This window comes from Nocardioides anomalus (assembly GCF_011046535.1).
GTDB classification, from domain to species: Bacteria; Actinomycetota; Actinomycetes; order Propionibacteriales; family Nocardioidaceae; genus Nocardioides; species Nocardioides anomalus.
The window spans coordinates 1,186,460-1,207,753 of record NZ_CP049257.1; the positions used below are offsets into that span (position 1 = coordinate 1,186,460).

Annotated in this window: 19 protein-coding genes and 2 pseudogenes; 8 read left to right on the forward strand and 13 right to left on the reverse strand. The window is 72.3% G+C overall.

Going from position 1 to position 21,294, the window contains the following annotated elements; all coding sequences use genetic code 11:
- Positions 1-36: 36 nt before the first annotated feature.
- Positions 37-570 carry a DUF1345 domain-containing protein gene (locus tag G5V58_RS06110; RefSeq protein WP_230487121.1) on the forward strand — a complete coding sequence of 178 codons (534 nt, stop codon included), beginning with the start codon at positions 37-39 and terminating at the stop codon, positions 568-570.
- Here G5V58_RS06110 and G5V58_RS06115 read toward each other — a convergent pair.
- The 4 genes and pseudogenes from G5V58_RS06115 to G5V58_RS06130 form a co-directional block, all read right to left on the reverse strand.
- On the reverse strand, positions 551-931 hold the full coding sequence (locus G5V58_RS06115; RefSeq protein ID WP_165229854.1) for a helix-turn-helix domain-containing protein: 381 nt from the start codon (positions 929-931) through the stop codon (positions 551-553). The two genes, G5V58_RS06110 and G5V58_RS06115, sit on opposite strands and share 20 nt — an antisense overlap.
- A 40-nt stretch (positions 932-971) precedes the next feature.
- Positions 972-1,412, reverse strand: a pseudogene (locus tag G5V58_RS26670) (cupin domain-containing protein); the annotation flags it as partial.
- Between the two features lie 207 nt (positions 1,413-1,619).
- Positions 1,620-2,186 (reverse strand): GAF and ANTAR domain-containing protein, encoded by a 567-nt coding sequence (locus G5V58_RS06125; RefSeq protein WP_230487122.1) that lies wholly within the window; start codon positions 2,184-2,186, stop codon positions 1,620-1,622.
- A 159-nt stretch (positions 2,187-2,345) separates the two neighbouring features.
- On the reverse strand, positions 2,346-3,383 hold the full coding sequence (locus G5V58_RS06130; RefSeq protein WP_230487123.1) for a helix-turn-helix transcriptional regulator: 1,038 nt from the start codon (positions 3,381-3,383) through the stop codon (positions 2,346-2,348).
- Between the two features lie 323 nt (positions 3,384-3,706).
- Between G5V58_RS06130 and G5V58_RS06135 the strand changes: the two genes are divergently transcribed.
- A complete protein-coding gene (locus G5V58_RS06135; RefSeq protein WP_165229860.1) occupies positions 3,707-4,573 on the forward strand; it encodes an MEDS domain-containing protein in 867 nt (288 codons plus the stop codon).
- A 180-nt stretch (positions 4,574-4,753) separates the two neighbouring features.
- On the forward strand, positions 4,754-6,919 hold the full coding sequence (locus tag G5V58_RS06140) for an amylo-alpha-1,6-glucosidase (RefSeq protein ID WP_165229863.1): 2,166 nt from the start codon (positions 4,754-4,756) through the stop codon (positions 6,917-6,919).
- A 48-nt stretch (positions 6,920-6,967) separates the two neighbouring features.
- On the opposite strand, the gene G5V58_RS06145 is transcribed toward G5V58_RS06140, so the two are convergent.
- Both G5V58_RS06145 and G5V58_RS06150 read right to left on the reverse strand, forming a co-directional pair.
- Positions 6,968-8,035 (reverse strand): glycosyltransferase family 4 protein, encoded by a 1,068-nt coding sequence (locus G5V58_RS06145; protein WP_165229866.1) that lies wholly within the window; start codon positions 8,033-8,035, stop codon positions 6,968-6,970.
- A 367-nt stretch (positions 8,036-8,402) separates the two neighbouring features.
- The gene (locus G5V58_RS06150; protein ID WP_165229869.1) at positions 8,403-10,931 is read right to left on the reverse strand and encodes a discoidin domain-containing protein; all 2,529 of its coding nucleotides are present in this window, start codon (positions 10,929-10,931) and stop codon (positions 8,403-8,405) included.
- Between the two features lie 411 nt (positions 10,932-11,342).
- Between G5V58_RS06150 and G5V58_RS06155 the strand changes: the two genes are divergently transcribed.
- A complete protein-coding gene (locus tag G5V58_RS06155; RefSeq protein ID WP_165229872.1) occupies positions 11,343-12,533 on the forward strand; it encodes an ROK family transcriptional regulator in 1,191 nt (396 codons plus the stop codon).
- 72 nt (positions 12,534-12,605) lie between these two features.
- Here G5V58_RS06155 and G5V58_RS25595 read toward each other — a convergent pair whose 3' ends face one another.
- The 3 genes and pseudogenes from G5V58_RS25595 to G5V58_RS06165 form a co-directional block, all read right to left on the reverse strand.
- Positions 12,606-12,773, reverse strand: a complete 168-nt coding sequence (locus tag G5V58_RS25595) for a Pr6Pr family membrane protein (protein WP_196240566.1) — start codon at positions 12,771-12,773, stop codon at positions 12,606-12,608.
- Positions 12,774-12,903: 130 nt separating this feature from the next.
- A pseudogene (locus tag G5V58_RS26675) lies at positions 12,904-13,809 on the reverse strand (nucleoside hydrolase); the annotation flags it as partial.
- Positions 13,751-14,380 carry a class I SAM-dependent methyltransferase gene (locus G5V58_RS06165; RefSeq protein WP_165229878.1) on the reverse strand — a complete coding sequence of 210 codons (630 nt, stop codon included), beginning with the start codon at positions 14,378-14,380 and terminating at the stop codon, positions 13,751-13,753. The gene G5V58_RS06165 and the pseudogene G5V58_RS26675, both read right to left, overlap by 59 nt.
- Positions 14,381-14,681: 301 nt before the next feature.
- On the opposite strand from G5V58_RS06165, the gene G5V58_RS06170 reads away from it, so the two are divergent.
- The 3 genes from G5V58_RS06170 (at position 14,682) to G5V58_RS06180 (ending at position 17,119) form a co-directional block, all read left to right on the forward strand.
- Positions 14,682-15,200, forward strand: a complete 519-nt coding sequence (locus G5V58_RS06170) for an ester cyclase (RefSeq protein ID WP_230487125.1) — start codon at positions 14,682-14,684, stop codon at positions 15,198-15,200.
- Between the two features lie 48 nt (positions 15,201-15,248).
- Complete coding sequence (locus tag G5V58_RS06175; RefSeq protein WP_230487126.1) at positions 15,249-15,983, forward strand: alpha/beta fold hydrolase; 735 nt, start codon at positions 15,249-15,251, stop codon at positions 15,981-15,983.
- 290 nt (positions 15,984-16,273) lie between these two features.
- Positions 16,274-17,119, forward strand: coding sequence for a GNAT family N-acetyltransferase (locus tag G5V58_RS06180; RefSeq protein ID WP_165229883.1), 846 nt, complete (start codon positions 16,274-16,276; stop codon positions 17,117-17,119).
- Here the strand turns inward: G5V58_RS06180 and G5V58_RS06185 are convergent.
- Positions 17,116-17,811 (reverse strand): DUF4328 domain-containing protein, encoded by a 696-nt coding sequence (locus tag G5V58_RS06185; RefSeq protein ID WP_165229886.1) that lies wholly within the window; start codon positions 17,809-17,811, stop codon positions 17,116-17,118. The genes G5V58_RS06180 and G5V58_RS06185 overlap by 4 nt on opposite strands.
- Positions 17,812-17,874: 63 nt before the next feature.
- Between G5V58_RS06185 and G5V58_RS06190 the strand changes: the two genes are divergently transcribed.
- Complete coding sequence (locus tag G5V58_RS06190; protein ID WP_165229889.1) at positions 17,875-18,258, forward strand: DoxX family protein; 384 nt, start codon at positions 17,875-17,877, stop codon at positions 18,256-18,258.
- Between the two features lie 8 nt (positions 18,259-18,266).
- Here G5V58_RS06190 and G5V58_RS06195 read toward each other — a convergent pair whose 3' ends face one another.
- The 3 genes from G5V58_RS06195 to G5V58_RS06205 form a co-directional block, all read right to left on the reverse strand.
- Complete coding sequence (locus G5V58_RS06195; RefSeq protein WP_165229892.1) at positions 18,267-19,247, reverse strand: SMP-30/gluconolactonase/LRE family protein; 981 nt, start codon at positions 19,245-19,247, stop codon at positions 18,267-18,269.
- Between the two features lie 61 nt (positions 19,248-19,308).
- Positions 19,309-20,313 (reverse strand): hypothetical protein, encoded by a 1,005-nt coding sequence (locus tag G5V58_RS06200; RefSeq protein ID WP_165229894.1) that lies wholly within the window; start codon positions 20,311-20,313, stop codon positions 19,309-19,311.
- A gap of 21 nt (positions 20,314-20,334) precedes the next feature.
- Positions 20,335-21,255 carry a hypothetical protein gene (locus G5V58_RS06205; RefSeq protein ID WP_165229897.1) on the reverse strand — a complete coding sequence of 307 codons (921 nt, stop codon included), beginning with the start codon at positions 21,253-21,255 and terminating at the stop codon, positions 20,335-20,337.
- Positions 21,256-21,294: the final 39 nt, after the last annotated feature.

Here is a 21,294-nt window from a genome sequence, read left to right on the forward strand (position 1 = left end):
GTGGTGGCGCTTGCCGCCACGCCCCGGCTGCTTGCGTTGACGGCCTGGACGGTCACCACCGCCGTCCTGCTCGCGTGGGTCTGGCGGACCAGCTGGCCTCAGGACTCCCGTGGCACCAAGCGGCTCGCCGAGCAGGAGCAGTCCACCCGTTCCACCGACGTGTGGCTGATCTCAGCGGCCGTGGCCAGCCTGGCCGTGGTCGTCGTCGCCCTCGTGCAGTCCAGCGCCCAGCGCGGTCCGGTCGCGGTCGCGTCCGTGCTGCTCAGCGTGGTGAGCGTGGCCCTGTCGTGGGCCCTGGTGAACACCGTCTACGCGTTCAAGTACGCACGCATGTTCTACCTCGACGAACCCGACGAGGGCGGCATCGACTTCGGTGAGGTGGACGAGCCGACGTACAGCGACTTCGCCTACCTGGCCTTCACCGTCGGGATGTCGTTCGCGGTCTCCGACACCGAGCCCACGACCACCCGGATCAGGCGCGTCGCGCTCGGGCACGCGCTGCTCTCCTACGCGTTCGGAACCGGCGTGCTCGCCGTCGCCATCAACCTCGTCACCAACCTCGGCCAGTGACGACGCGCCGCTCGGGGTGGGGTCGGCGGAGGGTGTCCGACGGCATCTCGCCGAAGGCCTCGCGGTAGGCGCCGGCGAAGCGGCCGAGGTGCACCATGCCCACACCGAGGGCCACCGCGCGGACCGTGGTGGCGTCCCGGTCCGCGGCACGCAGGATCTCGCGTGCCCGGCGCAGGCGGAGCTCGCGCAGGAAGGTCATCGGCGGCGTCGCGAGGTCCCGGCGGAACCCGGCCCGGAGCGCGCGGGGGCTGAGGTGCACCTCGGCGGCCAGCCGTACCGTCGTCCACGGCTCGGCCGGGGCGTCCTGCATCAGCTCGACCGCACGCCGGATGCTCGCCTGCACGCCCGCCCTGCCGCTCACGGTCGACGGCGAAGTCGAAGGCGAGCCGGCCCCGCAGGCGACGCCCGACGAGCTGCTCGAGCTCGTCCTCGAGGCGGCTGCGGGGGACCATCAGGCAGAGCTGCTCGCAGCCGGTCGACCACGACATGTCCGCCGGGACGCCCGGGGAGAAGACCAGGCCCTCACCCGGGCCGGTGACCACAACGTCGCTCGATCCGCTGCGCGAGCTCGCCCGCCCTCGCAACGGGATGTTCAGGTGGACGTTCTCGGCGTCGGCGGTGCGCAGGCCCACCGCGCGCCCGTAGGTCAGCCGCCCCACGGTCACTGCACCCAGGCGCAGCCCGCTCATCCGCATTTCCAGCGGGGCGGAGCCCTCGGTGAGGTCGAGGCGGTGGGGCAGGTAGAGCTCGGCGACGACCTGCTCGGCCTCGTCGCGGTCGTCGGTGGCGTGGCGGGTGTACGGCGTCACGTGCGGCTGGTCGTCCTCTCGGTGCCCGTCCACGGAGGGGGTGGTGGCGGTGCGCAGATCAGGCCAGGAGCGGGCGGCGCGATCGTCCGAACCCGCGGCGCGGCGGTGTCCGCCCCGCGCCGCGCCGTGGCCGCATCGCGCACGGAACTCGTCCGTGGGCGCCCCGAGAGGGGTCGTGCCACACCATGGGCGCGTGGCGCCCTGCGCCCCCGTCCCCCCGTCAGGCTGCGGGGCGCCACCTCACCGACGCCCGTCGCCCGTCGCCCCGTCGGGAAGGTCCCCACCGGCGGCGACCTGGGCGGCGACGTCCCGCAGCTTGGTGTTGTGGTCGGCGGAGAGGCGCCGGAGCACCGCGAACGCGCCCTCCACGCCCAGGTGGTACCGCGCCATCAAGATCCCTTGCGCGACCCCGATCGTGTGGCGGCTCTGCAGCGCCACGCTCAGCTGGTCGCGCTCCTCCCTGACCTGGACCAGGTGGCCGACCACGCCGGCCAGGGCCACCGAGACGTCGAGCCCCTCGGCGTCGAACGCGTGCTCCTGGCGGGAGCAGACGGTCAGTGCTCCGAGGGGCTCTGCCGACGCCGCTAGCGGTACGCAGAGCACGGACCCCACCCCCAGGGCGGTCACCCCGTCGGACCAGGCCGGCCACCGGTGGTCGTTGCGCACGTCGTCGACCAGGCAGACCTGGCCCGTCGCCACGGCTTCGACGCACGGCCCCGCGCCGAGCTGGTGCTGCAGCCCGTCGACGTGCGCGGCGATCGCCGACGAGCTCGCCGCCGTCTCCAGCCTGCGGCGGGTCCTCCGCACGGCCAGACTGGCGTGCTCGGCACGAGGGACCAGATGCAGAGCGCCCGCCACCAGGACCGTCAGGTCGTCGCCCTCGGACGCCGCCCTCACCGCGGTCCCACCGGAGGGCGGGGGCGACGCTCTGCCCCTGGGCACGACGACCCGTGCGCTGCTCGTCGGCTACGGCGCACGGTGACCACCGACGGCGTGCTGGCCGGACGGTTGCGGGAGGGAGGGCACGTACAGGCCCGCGCGTTCCGCGCGCACCGCGGCCAGGGTTCTGGTCGTGGCGTCAAGCTTGACGAGCACGTGCTCGACGTGTGCGGCCACGGTGCGTGGCGCCACCACCAGCGTCCGCGCGATCTCGTGGTTGGAGCACCCGTCGACCAGCAGGCCGAGGACCTCGAGCTCACGAGGCGTGAGGTCGCGCAGGTGCGGAGCGGGCGACACCAGAGCCACGCCGGCCAGGTGTGCCGGGACGTCGGTGGGTGCGGTCACCACGGTCACTCGCACGTGCCCGTCGGCGGCGTACCGGTCTCCCAGGGGCCACAGGAAGGACGAGTACGGAAGTTCGCCGCCCAGGCCACGTGCGGCGGCGACCACGGCGGAGCCCGGGGCGAGGAGGGGGTCGTCCCGCAGGCCCGGCAGCGGCTCGGTCCCGCCGTCGGTCCGGAGCACGCGGCCGGCCGTGGCCCCGCGGACCAGGCGGGCGGTCGCGAGCAGGCACGGTGTCGTGTCGATGCCGAGCGTGAGGAGGTGGGCCAGGGCCATGAGACGTCGACGTGGTGTCCGTGCCGGCGCGCAGCTGCTCTTGGAGAAGAGTGCGACGAGGCCGACCCGACGCCCCGAGGGGGTGAACAGGGCGATGGTCAGGGACTCCTGGATGCCAGCCGGTAGGAGGCAGTCGGACCACGTCGCGAGCCGCTCGGCCGGGTACGGCAGGTCGGAGCGGCTCATCGGTGGTCGGTCCCGGTCGGCACCCGTCGTCGCGAGGTCACCCGCGAACGCCGGGCCGCGGAGGAAGTGCAGGACGTGCTGCCCGAGCCCGACGCTGGCCAGCGGGACGTACGTGCCGGACACCGAGTCGGACAGGGCGAGCCACGCCGCGTCGAAGGGGACCGCCGACCGCAGGGCGTCCAGCAGGGCCCGTGCCCTCCTCGGGAGCGGGGCGGAGGACGCCGCGACGCTCGCCATGCCGGTCCCGAGTGCTTCAGCCACGCCCGCTCCGCCGATAGGCGGCGAGCGTGGCTCGGAATGTGGGGGTCTGGTCCATCGGTCCATCCGTGGGGTGGGCACAACGATCCCCGGCCGGGGTGGTCGACCCGTGCGTGGTGGCGGAGAACGTCTCTGGGCCAGGGTCTCCGTGATCGCGGTGCCAGGGGGCGGTGCGCCTGTCGCAGCAACGCTAGGCGTCATCCGCGCGGCTCCGCATCACGTGTTCTGGTACCTGTCGGTCCTGCGGGTACAGACAGTCCGCGTCGGTGCGAGTAGTGTCGTGAAGACCAGAGCGACTGGCGACCACGGACGGAACGCGGGCGACCATGAACAGTCTGCGTCTTGGTGTCCCCGGTGTGGGCGGTGTGCACCCAGGAGCGCACTTCTGTGCGCTCTACTCAGGGCCGGCCGAGCGCGACCGACTGCTGTTCCCCTTCCTCGACGAGGGCCTCCAGCACGGCGACAAGTGCCTGTGCCTGATCGACGACGTCGATCCAGCGCTGGTCCGTGACCTCGTCGTAGGACAGCCCGGCCCGGAGCACTCCCGGCGCTCGGCGCAGCTCGAGGTCCACCGGGCGACGGACAGCTACCTGCGTGCGGGGGAGTTCAGCGTCGACCGCATGACGAGCTTCCTCGGCAAGAGCGTGGACGCTGCGCTCGACGACGGCTTCGAGCTCCTCCGCGCCGCCGGGGAGATGTCCTGGGTGCTGCCCCGCCCCCCCGGGTGGACCGAGCTGTTCCGCTACGAGTCCGCGCTCAACCACCTGGTCGATGAGTCGCCCTGCATCTTGATGTGCCTGTACGACCTGCAGAAGTTCGGGGTCGAGATGTTGGTCGAGGTGCTGCGTACCCACCCCCGGGTCCTGCTGGCCCGGACCATGATCGACGACCCGCACTTCGTGCCTCCCGCCGAGCACGCGTCGGCTCCCCTCGTCATCGCGACGACGGGCGAGCCGGCGGTCCTGGCGCAGGTAGACGAGGAGGAGCGGATCGCGCGCAGGTGGACGACGCTCACCGACGCGGAGCACCGGGTGGTCTCGTGCGTCGCCGGGGGACTGACCAACCGCGCGATCGCGGACCAGCTCTACATCTCTCGTCACACCGTGGACGCCCATCTCAAGCACATGTACGCCAAGCTCGACATCCACTCGCGAGTCGAGCTCACGGTGCTGGCGATGAAGCACGGGGTCTGAGGGCCGAGCTCGCCAGCTGGTCGCCGCCCGCGGACGTGCACGGCGTGGTCGGGTCCGCTCCATCGGCAGGACGGCCACTTGCGGTGCGTCGTCGAGCGCGTTCAGCGTGGAGGGGGAGCGCGAGGGCCGCCGGACCTGCTGAGGAGTCCCTCGACGCGGCGAGGACCGGAGGGCCGAGGTGTGAGCGTCTGGACGCCCGAGGTGGAGCCGACGCACGTCGCGGCCGGATCGGTGACGCTCGTGGAGGGCTCCTGCTTCTGCCTCTCCACCTCCGGTGGCGACCTCCTCGGAACCGAGCCGAACGGGGTGTTCTTCCGCGACACCCGGATCCTGTCGCGCTGGGACCTGCAGGTCGACGGCTCGGCGCCGGAGCCCCTCGCCGCCCTGACGCCTGAGCCCTACCGCGGCACCTTCCTGGGACGGGTGCCGAGACGGGGCGGCCGCACCGACACGCACCTCCTGGTGCAGCGCGACCGCTGGGTCGGGAGCGGGCTGCGCGAGGACGTGGTCATCCGCAACCTCGCGGGAGAGCCGGTCACCTGCACGGTCACGGTGGTCGTCGACGCCGACTTCGCGGACCTGTTCGAGGTCAAGGAGCGGCGTGTCCAGGCCAAGGGTGAGCGGAGCGTCCAGAAGCGGGGCGATCGACTGCTCGTGGACAGGAGGTGGCGCGACGAGCGCCGTGGCGTCGTCGTGCTGGCCCCCGGTGCCGCTCTGGCCACGATCTCCTGTGCCGGCGACAGCCTCGGCCACGCAGTCGGACGCGTCGGGTACGACGTCGTCGTCCCGGCCCGTGGGGAGTGGAGGACGTCGCTCCAGGCCCACCCGGTCGTGGACGGGGAGGAGCTCGAGCCGTCCTTCCCGCTCGGCCGCCCGCTCCGGGCCGCACTCCCGGCCCGGCGCCGGGAGCGCTGGCAGGCGTCCACACCGATCGCGACCACCGGGCACGACGGCCTCCAGCGGGTCCTGCGACGCAGCCAGCAGGACCTGGGTGCGCTCCGGATCTTCGGGCCCGGCGACGACTCCCTCGCGGCCGTGGCTGCGGGTGCACCGTGGTTCATGGCCCTGTTCGGCCGGGACTCCCTGCTCACCGCCTACATGGCGCTGCCGGTCGATCGCAGCCTGGCGCTGGGCACGCTGCGCACCCTCGCCCGGCACCAGGGCCGGGTCGCCGACGCGCTCACCGAAGAGGAGCCGGGGCGCATCCTCCACGAGGTCCGTCTGGGGGTGGAGTCGGGGCTGGCCCTCGGCGGCGGGAGCGTCTACTACGGGTCGGTCGACGCCACGCCCCTCTTCGTCGTGCTCCTGGGGGAGCTCGCCCGGTGGGGGGCCGACCCGCGGGAGGTCGCGGAGCTGGTGCCCCACGCCGACCGCGCCCTGGAGTGGGTCCTGCGCAGCGGCGACCGGGACGGCGACGGCTTCGTGGAGTACCAGCGCACCAGCGAACGGGGGCTGGCCAACCAGGGGTGGAAGGACTCCTGGGACGGCATCACGTTCGCCGACGGGCAGCCGGCGCAGGCGCCGCTCGCGCTGTGCGAGGTCCAGGGCTACGTCTACGACGCCTACCGCACGCGGGCCCGCCTGGCTCGCGCGGTGCAGGCCGAGGACGTCGCGCGGGAGTGGGACTCCCGAGCCGATGCCCTCCGGGCCGCGTTCAACGAGCGGTTCTGGTTGGGCGACCGCGGCTGGTTCGCCCTGGGCCTGGACCGGGACAAGCGTGCGGTGGACGCGTGCGCCTCGAACATGGGGCACTGCCTCTGGAGCGGCATCGTCGACGAGGACAAGGCGCCCCTGGTCGCCGAGCGGTTGTTGTCGCCCGAGATGTTCAGCGGGTGGGGGATCCGCACGCTGAGCAGCGACATGGGTGCCTACGACCCGGTGAGCTACCACAACGGGTCGGTGTGGCCCCACGACAACGCCCTCATCGTGGCGGGTCTCCTGCGCTACGGCTTCGTGGCGCAGGCGCAACGGGTGGCGGAGGCGCTGCTCGAGGCCGCGCAACGATTCGGCGGCCGCCTGCCCGAGCTGTTCTGCGGCTTCGATCGGGACGAGTACGACGAGCCGGTGGCGTACCCGACCTCGTGCTCGCCGCAGGCTTGGGCGGCGGCCGCACCCATCCACCTGATCCGCACCCTGCTCCGTTTCGATCCCGAGCTGCCTGACCACGAGCTCTGGGTCGATCCCGTCCTGCCGCCGGCGTTCACCCCGTTGCGCGTGGAGGGCGTCGCGCTGGGGGAGGCCCGCATCGACCTGAGCATCGACGGGGACTCGGTCGTGGTCGAGGGGACGCCACCCGAGGTGACCGTCCACCACAACTGGTCCCGCGGGCAGACCCGCGGTGGGTGAGCAGGTAGCCGATCGGCCACCACCCCGACCGGCGCCGGCCTCGCGGTGTCACGCGGTGCCGACCACCGGCTCGGCGACCGCACGCGATCCCGGAGCGGCCCTGCTCAGGATCCTCCCGTAGACCCGGACGTGGTCGGCGACCATCCGGTCGCTGCTGAACCTGCTCACCGCAGCGGCCCGGCACACTGCGCGGTCGAGCCGAGGCGCGTCCACCAGGGCCGCGGCGAGTGCTCCGGTCCCAAGGCGCAGGTGTCCGGTGACCCCGTCCTGGACGAGCTCGGGCGCCGAGCCCACCGGCGTGGCGACGACGGGTGTGCCCGTCGCCAGCGCCTCGGCCATCACCAGCCCGAACGGCTCGGCCCACTGGATCGGGTTCAGCAGGGCGAAGGAGGATCCGAGGAGCTCCAGCTTCTCGGCGTACCCGAGCTCCCCGACGAACTCGACGTCCGAGCACAGCAGGGGTCGGACCGCGGCGTCGAAGTACTCCTGCTCGGCCGGTTCGCGGAGCTTGGCCGCCATCCGCAGCGGGACCCCGGCCGCACGGGCGACGAGCGCCGCCTCCCGCGGCCCCTTCTCGGGCGACATCCGTCCCAGGAAACTGGCGTACCCGCCGTCCCCGCGGCCGACCGGGACGGAGTCGAGGTCGACGCCGTGGTGGATCACGCCCACCACGTCGACGCCTCGAGCGGACGCGGCTTGGTGGTGCGAGATGGCCAGGAGGGGTACGTCACGCATCGCCCGGTACACCGGGCCCAAGGTGGCGTCGAAGGGGCCGTGGGCCGTGGTCACCACCCGTGCTCCCGACGCCGGGCGACGGTACAGCGGCCCGGTCAGCGTGTGGTCGTGCACGACGTCGACGTCGCCCATCGCGGCGTAGCTGGTGATGACGTGACGCAGCTCGCCGATCGTGCCGGAGCACGCGGGTGCGTTCCGGTCAGCCACACTGGTGCCGGCCACGCGAGGCACCGGGCACGAGCTGTTCGCCGCAGCCGCCAGGAGCACCTCGTGGCCCGCTCTGGCCAGGCCCCGCGCCAGCCGGTCGATCACGGCCTCGGTGCCGCCGTAGGCCGGCGGCGGGACCGGGATCACCGGTGGGGCGATGAGGCCGATGCGCATGGAGCCCTCCTCGGAGCGGTGGCCGGACCACCGGTGGGTCCGTCGACAGGCACATGGCACCGCTGCGAGACGCGCGTCTGCCATCGGCAGGGCGACCGATTCTCGGCGTCTTCCAAGCGTGCTGGCCGCAGCCTCGCGCGGGGGAGCGGCACAGGCGGAGGCCGACTCGCGCGGACCGCGGCGCTGGGCGCGGATCGACGGGTCGCCCAGGTCCACGGTCGACGCGCCACCACGAACCCCGGCTCGCCTGACGAGGCGCCTTCGCAGCGGCGGGCTGGTCGGGCGAGGGGTCAGCAAAGGACGGTGGCGCCCACCCGTGGGTGGACGCCACCGCGTCAGCCGGTCGTGGCCGGGGCCACGAGTGTCGTCAGGGGACCAGGGTGAAGTGGAGCGTGGTCACCTGACCGATGGCGTCGTAGACGTCCATGGTGTTGTCGCCGAGCTGCGCTCCGAAGACGCCCGGCTTGATGAAGTTGACGTCGGAGTACTGGTTGTCGGTCAGGTCCTTGGTCACCCCGTTGATGACGACCTTGTCCACCTTGCTCTTGTCGAACAGCTTGTACGAGACCTGCTGGTAGCCGTCGGTGGCGTTGCCGGAGGTCTCGCCGGGCCCGTTCTTGACGGTGACGGTGGGCCCGGAGGTGTCATCGGTGTAGTGGAAGGTCACCTCGACCCGTCCACTCGTCGCACCCGGGTACACCCGCACCTCGATGGTTCCCCACTGCGTCGAACCGTTGCCGAACTGCGTCAGGTTCAGAGCGGTGTAGGTGGGCTTGGTCCCGGTGCCGATCAGCTGATCGGCCGTCAGCTCCTGCGGGCCCCAGATGCCGACGCCGTAGGTGTGCTTGAGCGTGTAGGTGCCGGGCGTGACGTTGTCGAAGACGTACTTCTCGTCCCTCCCGTAGGTCTCGTACGTCATCACCTTCTCCGTGGTCCTCGCCCCGCCAGTCGGCTGCCGGGTGAAGTCGAGCTCAGCGCCTCGGCCTCGGGTCTCGAACGGGTTCTCCACGTAACGAGGCGTACCGCTGGAGAAGGCCTCGACCTGGAAGTAGTACTCCGGGTCGACGTTGAGGCTCTTGATGGCCAGGGAGTTCTTCCCGTAGACCATCTCGCTCTGGTACAGCTTGTTGGGCTCGATGCCGTAGCGCACCACGTAGCCCTCGGCGCCCTCCACCGGCTGCCACAGCAGGTCGGCCCGGCGGCGGTCGACCTGGTTGCGAACCGCCATCACCTGACCCTTCGGCACCTTGGTGAAGGTCGACGCACCGGGGTTGCCGAAGACGCGGAACTCCTTCACGGCGAACTTCCCGCTGTCGGGCGTGAACACGTTGGTGAGTCGCACGTAGCGCCCCGTCACGGCCGTGGGGAGCTCGACGTAGTCGCTCTGCAGGTCCTGCGGGTTGTTGCTCTTGTCGATGACCGTGGTCCAGTTCTGGTTGTCGCTGGAGACCTGGACGGTGTACGACTCGTAGCGGGGGATCGCCCCGGTCCCACGAGCGCCGGCCTTGTCCCACTGGGTCTGGATCCCGCGGATGTCGCTCTCCTTGCCCAGGTCGACGGTCAGGTACTCGCCCGGATCACCTGTCTGGGCGCTCCAGAACGACTTGCCGTTCTCGTCCACCGCCAGGGCCGGCCAGTAGTTGACCTGCGTGGACGACGTCTCGACCTTCTTGTTCAGCGACAGCAGCGTCCAGCCCGTGAAGTTGTCCTTGATGGGGTTCTTCTTGACCCCTGGCAGGTACTGCGGGTAGTCGCCGTACTCGACGTCCCCGTGCATCACGCCCTGCTTGTCGACGTCGGTGGGGAACAGCGACATGAGCGTGTTGCCGGCACCGCCGTTCTGGGTGAACGCCACCATGGCGATGGTCCAGAGCTTGCCCTGCTTGTCCTGGAAGAAGCTGCCGTGGCCCGCGCCCGGCGCGGAGCCCGACACCATCCGGGTCAGCGGGTTGTGCTCGTCGTACTTGTAGGGACCCATCGGGTCGTCGGCCACGTACACGCCCTGCGCGTAGGAGGCGAACTCGAGGCCGATGGAGGAGTACAGGACGTAGTACTTGCCCTTGTACTTCAGCGGGTGCGGACCCTCGGTCCACCCGTACTCCTGCGGGCGGTACTCCCTGTCGGTGAAGTACGGGAAGATCAGGTCCTCCGAGTACCGGGTCTCCCAGCCGTGGTTGTGCGGGTCGCCCCACAGCACGACCTGAGGCTTGCTGATCTCCTTGAACGTGTGCTTGTCCAGCTCGACCACGCGGATGCCCAGGATCTGCGACCACCCGTAGTACATGAACAGCCGGCCGGTGTCCTCGTCGTAGAGCATGCTGGCGTCGCCGTAGTTGTTGCTGGAGAACGTGCCGGCGTCGTACCAGATCCCCGTCTTGGGGTCGTCGGTCGTCATCACCCGGTTGTTGGTGTTGCCGGCGTAGTTGTACAGCTTGCCGTCGATCTCGGTCATGCCGACGATCCCGCCGAGCAGGTTGGGCGCGTCGACGTAGTTCCAGTCCTTGAAGTCAGATGACCACCAGTAGCCCTTCCTGCCCCGGGTGAACAGGTAGTAGTCACCGTCGAAGATCTTGATGACGGGCTCGCCGGCCGTCAGGATCCGCTCCGAACCCTGGGTGAGCGAGATGGGGTTGGTGTAGGTGGTCGGGTTCTGGACGACCGACTTCCCCGAGGGCCCCACCGGCAGCGTTCCTGCGGGCGCGGCCGGGGCCTGGGGCGACGGGGCCTTCGGAGCCGACGCGGGGATCGTGGTCTCGACGGCCTTGGTGACGCTGCTCGCCTCGCTCCTCCCCGCGCTGCTCGCTGCTTCGTGGCCGTCGGCTCCGGTGGTGAACAGGGAGCCCGCGAGGACGAGCGACCCCACGGACGCCAGCAGGACGGATGACACCTTCTTCATCAGATTCCCCTCGGGTGGGAGGTAGGGAACGCAGACGGTCGAGTGGGACCGGGTGCGACGACAGACAGGACGCCGCGCCGGCCGGGGCCGCGGGTGTCGAGGGTGGTGCGGTGGCCGAGAGGCCCACGACGCCGGTCGCGGCGAGGGGGCTCGCCGCGAGGGGGTTCGCCGCGAGGGCTGAGACCGGTGGATGTGCCGACGGGTCGGCGAGGACTGCTCACCATGAGGCTGCTCCGAGATAGCGCGCAGGGGTGCGCTCCGAGTAGGGCACCAGGTCCACCACCCGGGTCCGAGTGTGACGTGGCTCTCAGAACGTAGGGCCGGGCGCGCGCTGCGTCAAGGACGAACAAGCGACGTCTTTACCGCTTGTTTGTCCTTTGAAGGACTAACGGAGGCCACTACGCTTGCCGCGTGACCACGGGACGTCGGGAGTCGTTGCGCGGTCGCAACCGGCAAGCCGTCGTCGCTGCGGTGCAGTCGAGGCCACGGTGCAGCCGGGCCGACGTGGCGCGGGTGACCGGCCTGTCCACCTCTGCCGTCTCGACGCTCGTGGCCGACCTGATCGAGGCCGAGGTGCTGGTCGAGCTCGGCACCAAGGCGTCGGGCGCGGGCGGCCGGCCGGCCGTGGCCCTCGGTGTGGCACCCCGAGCCGGATCGCTGGTCGGGATCCACCTCGGCCACGCCGACCTGCGGGTGGTGCTCACGTCCCTGGACGGGACCATGCTGATGCAGCAGCGCCACTTCCTCGACGTCGACCACGAGCCGGCAGCGTCCCTGGACCAGCTGGCCCGGAGCACGGCCGAGCTGCTCGCGGCGGCGGACGTCGACCGGGTCCGGGTGCTCGCCGTAGGGGTGGCCGTCTCCGCGCCGGTGGTCGACTCGCGTGCGCTGGCGTCGCCGCCGATGCTGCTGGACTGGGGCGGTGTCGACATCGCCGGCGTCCTGGGCGAGCGGACCGGGCTCCCGGTCCACATCGGGAACGACGCGACGCTCGGCGCGCTCGCCGAGTGGCGCCTCGGCGCCGGGACCGCTGTCGACGACCTCGTGTACGTGATGTTGGGCGAGGGGGTCGGTTGCGGTCTGGTCCTCGGCGGTCGCCTGCACACGGGTGCGTCGGGGACCGCCGGGGAGCTCGGCCACCTCCCTGTCGTCCGCGACGGCAAGATCTGTCGGTGCGGGGCTCGCGGCTGTCTCGAGACGGTCGTGAGCAAGCGGGCTCTGGTCTCGGCCCTCTCGCACACGAGGGGCCTCGAGGCCGGCGTCGGCACCCTGCTCGACCTGGCGGACGCCGGTGACCGGGGGGCGCTGCGCCTGCTCACCGACGCCGGCGACGTGCTCGGCAAGGCCCTGGCCGGGGTGTGCACCATCGCAGACCCGAGCCTGGTCGTGGTCGGTGGTGACCTCACCGCCCGGCCGGAGTCCAGCGAGGCCCTGCTCGTGGCCGCGCGTCAGGCCCTCGACCAGGCCCTCCCTCCGGTGGCCAACCACGACGTCCAGATCGTCCGTGCCGAGCTGGGCTCTCGCGCCGAGGCGCTCGGAGCAGCACTGCTCGCCGCCTCGCGGTCCGGCATCCGGCTGTCCGAGGTCGCGGAACCCGGCTGACCGCGGCACTGACTCTGCGGGATCCGTCACCAGCCGGCAGGTGGCTGGTGCGCAGCCCGGCCGGGTGGACGGTCAGGTCCTCCTGGTGCCTCGCGCGCCGAGCAGGCGGACCACGAAGGCCAGGGCGACGAAGGCGAGCAGGAGGACTGCGCAGTACGCCGCGACCCCGCCGTAGCCGCCGACGTGGTGGGGGTTGAAGAACGGGTAGGGGTAGAAGCCGGTGGCCGCCCCGCGGATCATGCACTGCGACGACCAGGTCGACGACGAACCCAGCCTGCGAGGCCGCGATCGGGACCAACCGCCGGTCCACGACGGCCATGCGGGACGTGGTGACCTCGAACAGCTCAGGGTGGGTCAGGAATACCAGTGCGCCGGCGTCACCGAGCACGTGGCCGCGGCGGACTCCGAGCAGCTCACCCGCGAGACGGGCCGCAGGTGTGCGCGCGCTCTGCATCCGCGCGACGAGTGCCGGCGAAGCGACGACCGTGTCGAACAGATCGACCGGGTACACCGTCGTCGGCAGGCCCGCCTCGAGCACCGCGACCGCAGCAGCCGGGTCCTGTCCCACGTTGAACTCCGGCTCGTCCTCGACGACCGGCTCGCCGCCGACCAGCACCACCCGTTCGGCGCCCGGGCGCGACGTGTACTGCGCGACGTTCGTCAGCGGAGCGCAGGCGGCCACCGTGACCGGACGATCAGACGTCAGCACGTCGAAGAGCCGCATCGCGTCCGGGTGCGGCTCGCCCACCGGCCCGGGCGCTCCCACCCGCACACCTCCGAGACCGTCGGGACCGTGGTTGGTCGGCCCGAGGCGAGGACCGTTGCCCTCGGTCGAAGAAGCCGCGCCGGCCGCAACAGGGATCGAGGCCTTGCCGACCGCGGCCAACACCGCCGCAGTGTTGCGAGCGCCTACGTCGACGGGCACGTTCCCGACCACCGCTGACACTCCGACGACATCGAGCCGCGACGTCGCCGTCGCGTAGAGGAGGGCCAGCGCGTCGTCGATCCCGGTGTCGACATCGAGCAACACCCTGGTCTGCTGCGTCACCCAGCCATCCTCACAGCACGAGCGACAGCGTCCTGGAGAAGATGACCGGGGGCGTCGCTCAGCTCGCGCCACGACGAGCAGCGACCGCTCGGCGCCGCGTGCGGCCGAGACTCTCCCCGTCGGACCGCCCGGGTCGGGGCAGATCCGGTTGGGGAACAGCGACCTGAGGTCAGGCGGTCGCCAACATGATGCGCCCTTCCGGCGCCTCCCGCGTCCCCTCGACCTCATGCACGACGGAGGTGAAACCACCTGCGACGGCCACGGAGGTCACGTCTTCCTCTGTCTCGTAGAGGCGGTGGCCCGCGGCGGGGAAGCGCTTCTGGGCCATCGCCGGCATGTGGGGTCGGAGCTGGTAGCCCAGGGCGAGGACGCCCCCGGGTCGCAGGAACGAGCGGAGGGCGACGAGGTCGGCGACCGGGTCCGTCCAGAAGTAGAGGACGTGGTTCGCCATCACGAGGTCCGCGGGAGCGCAGGCACGCACCGCGTCGACCCCGCCCTCGAGCAGGGTCAACCGCCCTGCTTCCACTGCTGCTCGATTGCGCTTTCGCGACTGCGAGAGCATGACCGAGGAGATGTCGACGCCCCACACCTGCGCGTCGGGGAACGTGGCGAGCAGTGCCTCGAGCCCGACCCCTGGGCCGGGCCCGAGCTCGGCGATGCGTTCGGGCGCACGTCCGAGATGAGCGGCCACCCGGTCGACGACCCAACGGCTCAGTGCGGCGTTCCCTTTCGCCATGCCGCGACCGACGACGGCGCCCAGTACGCCTGAGGGGCGACCGAACTGCTGCGCGAGACCCACTCCCGCAGTATCGGGCGGACCCGCTGGTGTGGGAAGACGTCCATGTGTCCATCGGCAGACCGGTGCGTCCGGGTAGCGGCACATCGGCGCGCTGATCGCGGCAGATCCGGGTGGTCGCGGTGCCTCATGCGCGGCGGTGTGACGCCCCGTCGGCGCACGGATTGCGACACGCGTGGACGGCCTCCGGTAGCGGTGGGTCGCATGTCCCTGACGGTTGCGGTTACCCCGAGGAGCAGCGGCGCTCATGAACGTGAGGCTTGGCCGGACGCGCTCGCCCCCTCTCGACGAGGTGGGCGCGTCCATGACCGTCGACGCACGGGATGGCGACCAGGTGGTCTGCGCAACCACCACCTGGTCCCACTCCCCGAGTGCATCCGCACAATCCAGTCCACGGATGGGAGAGGAACTCATGTTCGACAAGAAGACGAACATCGCGGCCCAGGAAGCCTTCGGCGAGGCCGTCAACACCGGCGACCTCGATGCCTTCGACGGCCTCGTCGACCCGAACAGCGTCGACCACGACCCGGCACCGGGGCAACAGCCCGGACCGGAGGGCTACAAGCAGTTCTTCACCGAGATGCGCACCGCCTTCCCCGATCTTCACATCGAGGTCGAGAACCTGGTCGCCGACGACGACCAGGTTGCGTTCGCCTACACCCTCACCGGCACCCATGAAGGACCTTTCCGAGGGCACGAAGCCACCGGCAAGTCGGTCCAGGTCCGCGGCCTGCAGATCAGCAAGTTCGCCGACGGCAAGCTGACCGAACGTTGGGGCAGCACCGACGAGGTCGGGATCCTCACCCAGCTCGGGGTCAACTGAGTGAGGTTGAACCACGTAAGGCGAGGGAGCGGCAGCCCGCTGCTACTCGTGCACGGCCTGGGCGCTGGGTGGCGGTCCTGGGCCCCGATCCTCGATGAGCTGGCCGAGCACCACGAGGTGATCGCCGTCGACCTGCCGGGGTTCGGAGAAACGCCGCCGTTGACCGGCGAGGTCTCGATCGCCACCCTGACGGACTCCGTCGCGGACTTCATCCGCGACGAGGGTCTGGACGGGGTCTCGACCGTCGGCCAGTCGATGGGCGGTCGGATCGTGCTCGAGCTCGCGCGGCGGGGCGTCGGCGGCGACACTGTGGCGTTGGACCCGGGCGGCTTCTGGAGTGACCGTGAGCTCGTCGTCTTCGGCGCCACCCTCCGACCGTCGATCGCTCTGGTCCGGGCGCTGCGCGGCATGCTGCCAGCCCTGCTCGGCAGTGCTGCGGGACGGACTCTCCTTCTCGCACAGCTCTCGGCGCGCCCATGGGCGCTTACGCGCGAGACCGTTCTGCCGGACGTCCGCGGGCTGGCCGACTCCCCATCGACCGGCGCTGCCTTGGACGCTCTGACCAAAGGGCCCAAGCAACAGGGAGCCCCGGCAGGCACAGCCCCCGGGCGGGTGACGATCGGTTGGGGTCGTCGTGACCTGGTGACGGTGCCGAGACAGGCCACGCGTGCCACGGAGCTGTTCCCCGACGCTGTCCTGCACTGGTTCGAGCGGTGCGGTCACTTTCCACAGTGGGATGCCCCGATCGAAGCGACCCAGCTGATCCTCAACAGCACTGCCTGAGGTCCGTTGCTCTCTCCGGCGGTCCGGACGCGTCCGCTGAGCGGCGGAGTGACGCAGCAGGCTTGCGTCCGGATCTCGGTCGATCCGGACAGGCGACGCTGCTGAAACCTCACTGTCGGTCGCCACGATCCCCAGACCGCGGACCAAGGGATCGTCCCGGGCTGTCACGACCCGACTCGCCGGGCGAGGTCAGCGCCGGGAACGCGTCCAGGTCGGCCACACCCAGAGGGCGGACGCCGTGACGCGTGGTGTGGGCAGGGGGAGCCGCGACGAAGTCGTAGGCTCACGCCGTGCTCACCACGCGTCACGGCGTCCGCCCTCTGGGTGTGGCCGACCTGGACGCGTTCTTGGCGCTGACCTCGCGGAGTCCGGTGGTGAACGTGTTCGCGGATCACCGGGCGCGCACGACCAACCTGGAGCCGCGGTGGTTGGGCGGGGAGATGTGGGGGCGCTTCGAGGGGGGCGACCTGGTGGCGGCATGCCACGTGGGGGCCAACCTGGTGCCGGTGGAGGCGTCGGCGGACGACGCGCGGGCGTTCGCGGAGCGGGCGCTGACGCGGAGCCGGAGCGTGTCGACGATCGTGGGGCCGCACGAGGCGGTCGAGGTCTTCTGGAACACGGTGGCGTCGTCGTGGGGGCGGCCGCGGGAGCTGCGGTGGCGCCAGCCGCACCTGCAGATCGACGGCGCGCCCTCGGTGGAGGCGCACCCGGACGTGCGGCGCACGACGCGAGCGGACTTCGAGCTGCTCTACCCGGCGTGCGTGGCGATGTACACCGAGGAGGTCGGGGTGTCGCCGGAGACGGGCGGTGGGGCGGAGCTCTACCGGGCGCGGGTGCAGCAGCTGATCAGCCGGGGCTGGTCGTTCGCGCGGTTCGAGGGCGAGGAGCTGGTGTTCAAGGCGGAGGTGGCGTGCGCGTCGCCGTACGCCGCGCAGATCCAGGGCGTGTTCGTGCCCCGGGAACGGCGGGGCGAGGGCCTGGCCGTCAGCGGGATGGCCGCGGTGGTGGACCTGGTGCGGCGCGAGATCGCGCCGACGGTGTCGCTGTACGTCAACGAGTGGAACACGCCGGCCCGGCGGGCCTACGAGCGCGTGGGGTTCCGGGAGTCGGCGCGGTTCTCGACGGTGATGTTCTAGGCCGCACTCGGGACCGGCGGCGGCGCGGCGTACATCCGGGCGTGCTGCTCGGTGGTCACCGCGCGGAGCACCTCGCCCCAGCCGGCGAGGGCGGCGACCATGACGGCCGCGGTCATCACCGACATCTGGTGGGCGGTGGCGGCGTGGTCGAAGCGGGCCAGGGCGTCGCCCTGGAGGTTGAACGACGCCCAGAGGCCGATCTCGGTGGCCAGGAACAGTGCCCACCAGAAGCCGAGCAGGCCGGCGGAGGCGCGCGGCGTGGTGGCGCGCCGGACGTCGCGGACCATCTTGAGCGGGAACCACAGCGCGAGGACCGGGGTCAGCCAGCCGCCCCAGGCCCAGCCGCCGCCGAGCGGCTGTGGTCGGTCGGGGTCGAGGGCGATGGCGTTGGCGCGGGCGCGGTGCAGCCACAGCGAGCCGGTGACCCAGCCGGCGAGCAGGCTGATCGCGCCGAGGACGGCGCCGGCGTAGTAGACGCCCAGGCTCCAGTCGAGCGCGTCCAGCCCCTGCTCGGAGCGGATGCGCGCCGCGCGGCCGAGCACCATCGCCGAGGCGCAGGTGCAGGCCGTGGCGACGGCGGCGCTCACGAAGGCGAGCACGCCGAGCGCGGTCAGGTCCCGTGGCCCGCCCGCGGTCGGCCCGCCGGTCGGGTAGTACGCCGCGGCTGCGTGCGGCGGGTGCGTGTGCGACATGTCGGCCCCCCAAGGCTTCGTCCCCACGCACGTCCTACCCCACCCGGGGCTAGGTTGCACCACATGTCTCTACCACTCGGAGCGCGACTGCTCGCCGCGGGCTTCGCGGGCAGCGGGCTGGTCCACCTGGTCCGCCCGCAGGTCTTCGAGCCGCTCATGCCGGCCTGGGTGCCGGCGCGCCGCGAGGTCATCCTCGGCAGCGGCGTCGCCGAGCTGGCGTGCGCGGTCGGCCTGGTCGTGCCGCGCACCCGCCGGGCGGCGGGCTGGGCCAGCGCCGCGCTGCTGCTCGGCGTGTGGCCGGGCAACTGGCAGATGGCGCTGGACAGCAGGCGGTCCTCCAGCCCGGCGTTCCAGGCCGTGGCCTGGGGCCGCCTGCCGCTCCAGGTGCCGATGGTGCGGGCCGCGGTCGCGGCCGCGCGCTCGGCCCCGCGCTCGGCCTCGCGGTGAGGGTGGCGTCAGGCCGCTGAGCGCAGGGGCACGGCCTTGCGCAGGTCGCTGGCCCGCTCGCACGTCGCGTCGGTGCAGCGGGCGGTGAACGACTTGCGGCGGCCGTTGACCTCCAGCAGCAGGGCGGTCGGCGTCTCGAAGGTGATGTCGCCGATGTAGCCCTGGGCCTGGTAGCGACCCAGGTGCTGTCCGGAGACGGTGCGGGCGTCCACCCGGCCGGGGCCCGGACCGTCGGAGAGGATCGAGATGGTGGCGATCCGGGTGGCGTCGGCGTTGAACGCCGCGACCTGCTCGGTGCACGAGCGCCACAGCAGCTGACCGGTGGCGATCGTGCGGAGCTCGGAGCAGCCGCCGTCGTACGGGTCCTTGGTGAAGGTCCCGATGATCTCGTGGGCCAGGTCGGCGACGTAGCCGGGATCGCGCGAGACCGTCGCCACGGTGTCGCCGGTGGTGGTCCAGAGCTGGGTCTTCTTGGTGGTGCCCAGCGCGACCCGGTCGGCCTGCGCGTCGAGCGCGACCGCGTAGTCGCGGAAGACCCGCTGCGCCTTCTGCGCGCCGGTCGCGACGTCGTACGCCGTGATGGTGCTCGCCGCGGTCCGGCCGGTCCGGGTGGTGACCAGGGTGGCGCCGTCGCCGGAGAGCACGGCCATGAACGGGTGCGCCTTGGCCAGCAGCGTCCTGGTGCCGTCGGCAGTGACGCGGAAGATCCGGCCGTGCCCGCCCCGCTCGCTCGCCGTCCCCACGACGTACGCCGCGCCGGACGTGCCGAGCAGCCGGACCTGGGCGCCGGCCACGCTCACGCGCACCGTGCCGTCGACGACGGTGTGGCCGTCGAGGTGGGGGACCGCGACGTCGGGGCCGCGGTCGAGCGCACCCGGGGTGAGCGAGACGGAGGGCTTCGCGGTCGCCGGCGCGGCCGGCAGCAGGGCCACCAGGGCGGCGGCGACGACGAGCCGGAGGGGGCGGGAGGGGCGGGGGAGCGGGCGCATCGGGCGTCCTTTCGTCGTGCGTGCGGGTCCGTGGACGTAGACGCCCGGCGGAGCGGATCGGTTACACCTGAGAGGGGTTCGCGTCGTAGTACTCCGTCGCCCGCTCGCACGACGTGCCGGTGCAGCGCGCCACGTAGCCCTTGTGGTCGCGCACCACCTCGAGCAGCAGGGCCGTGGGCGACTCCCAGGCGATGGTGCCGAAGGAGTAGGTGACCACGCTGTAGCGCGCGATCTTGGTGCCGGTGATCGTGCGCACGTCCACCACGGGCGGGCCGGGGAAGTCGATGAAGATGTCCTGGGTCGCGAGCCGCGAGCCGTCGGGGCTCACGGAGAAGACCCGCTGCCGGCACGAGCGCCAGACCAGCGCGCCGCTGCTGACCCGACGCAGCTCGGAGCAGCCGCCGTCGTAGGGGTCCTGGGTGAAGGTCGCGACGACGTCCGAGGCGAGGTCGGCGAAGTAGCCGGGGTCGCGGGCCAGCGTCCCGACCGTGCCGGTGCTCGTGGTCCAGAGCCGGGTCTTCCGGGTGCCGCCGAGGACCACCCGGTCGTCCTGCGCGCTCAGGGCGATCGCGTGGTCGCCGAACTCGCGCTGCGCCCGCACCGCGCCGGTCGCGACGTCGTACGCCGTGATCGTGGAGCGCCCGGTCCGCCGCTCGGGCCGGCTGACCACCAGGGTGGCGGCGTCGCCGGCGAGGACGACCCGCTCCAGGCCGGCCTTGGCCAGCAGCACCCCGGTGCCGTCGGCGGCGTAGCGCCAGACCCGGCCCCCGCCGCCCTGGTCGTTCGACGTGGCCACGACGTACGACGCAAGGCCGGCCTTCCCGAGCAGTACCACCCGCTCGGCGACGACGGGGAACCGGACCGTGCCGTCGACGACGGTCCGGCCGTCGATGTCGACGTGCGGCGAGGTGATGTCGGGGCCGCGGCCGACGCTGGTGGGCGTGAGCACGACCTCGCGGCCGGCGGCCGACGCGGGGGCCGACGGCACGACGGGCAGCGCCGCGAGCAGGGCAGCGAGCAGGGCGGCGGGCAGCGCGGCGGGCCGGAGGCCGGGGAGCGGGCGCACGGGTTCCTCTCGGTGCTGGGGTCAGTGGGCGGACGAGGCGCCCAGCCTCGCAGAGACGGGGCCGGCCAGCTCGCAGTCGGCGCCGACGCAGCGGAACCACACGCTCGCCTGGGGGCCACTGGCCCGGAGCAGGACGGTGTCGACGTCCTCCCAGCGCAGCTCGTCGAGCTGGAGACCGCCGGCGAGCCGGTAGCGGGCCAGCTCCCGGCCGGTGCCGTCGCGCAGGGTGACCCGGCTGGTCGGACCGTCCTGGTAGGCCGCCGTCGTGACCCAGCGGCTCGCGTCCGGCCCGAAGGAGAGCAGGGAGTCCGTGCACGAGGTCCAGTGCTCGGCGCCGGTGCTGAGCCGCACCAGTCGCGTGCAGGAGCCCTCGGCCAGTCGACGTCCCTCGAGCGCCACGAGGTCGTGCCCGAAGCTCGCGGCGTACGCCGGCCGGCGGCTGACGACGCGGGTGTGGCCGCTCACGGCGTTCCACACCAGGGTCCGCCGCGGTCCGCTCGCCACGACCCGGCCCGCGTCGACGTCCAGCGCGGTGACCGCGCCGCGCAGCGACCGCTCGCCGACCTCTGCGCCGGTCACCGCGGACCGGAGGGTGAGCGTCGTCCGGCCGGACCCGGCGACGGTGGCCGCGACCTGCGAGCCGTCGACGGACAGGCGGACCGGGTCGCCGTCGGTGGCGCCCAGGTCGGTGACCCGGCCGTGCGAGGCGACCCGCTGCACCCGCGTGCCGTCGGCCACCACGACGTACCACGTGCCGCTCGGGCCGACGAGCTGCACGTCGGACGCCTCGACCGGGATGCGGCGGTGGCCGTCGACCACCGTGGTCCCCTCGACGTGCGCCACGGCCGGCGCGGGGCCGCGGTCGAGGTGCAGGTCGAGGCGCACCTCCGGCGCGGCCGGGGCGGGCAGCGTCAGCAGCAGGGCGACGAGGAGCGGGGGCACACGGGTGGGACGCCCGGACGGGGGCGGTGGTTGTCCGGA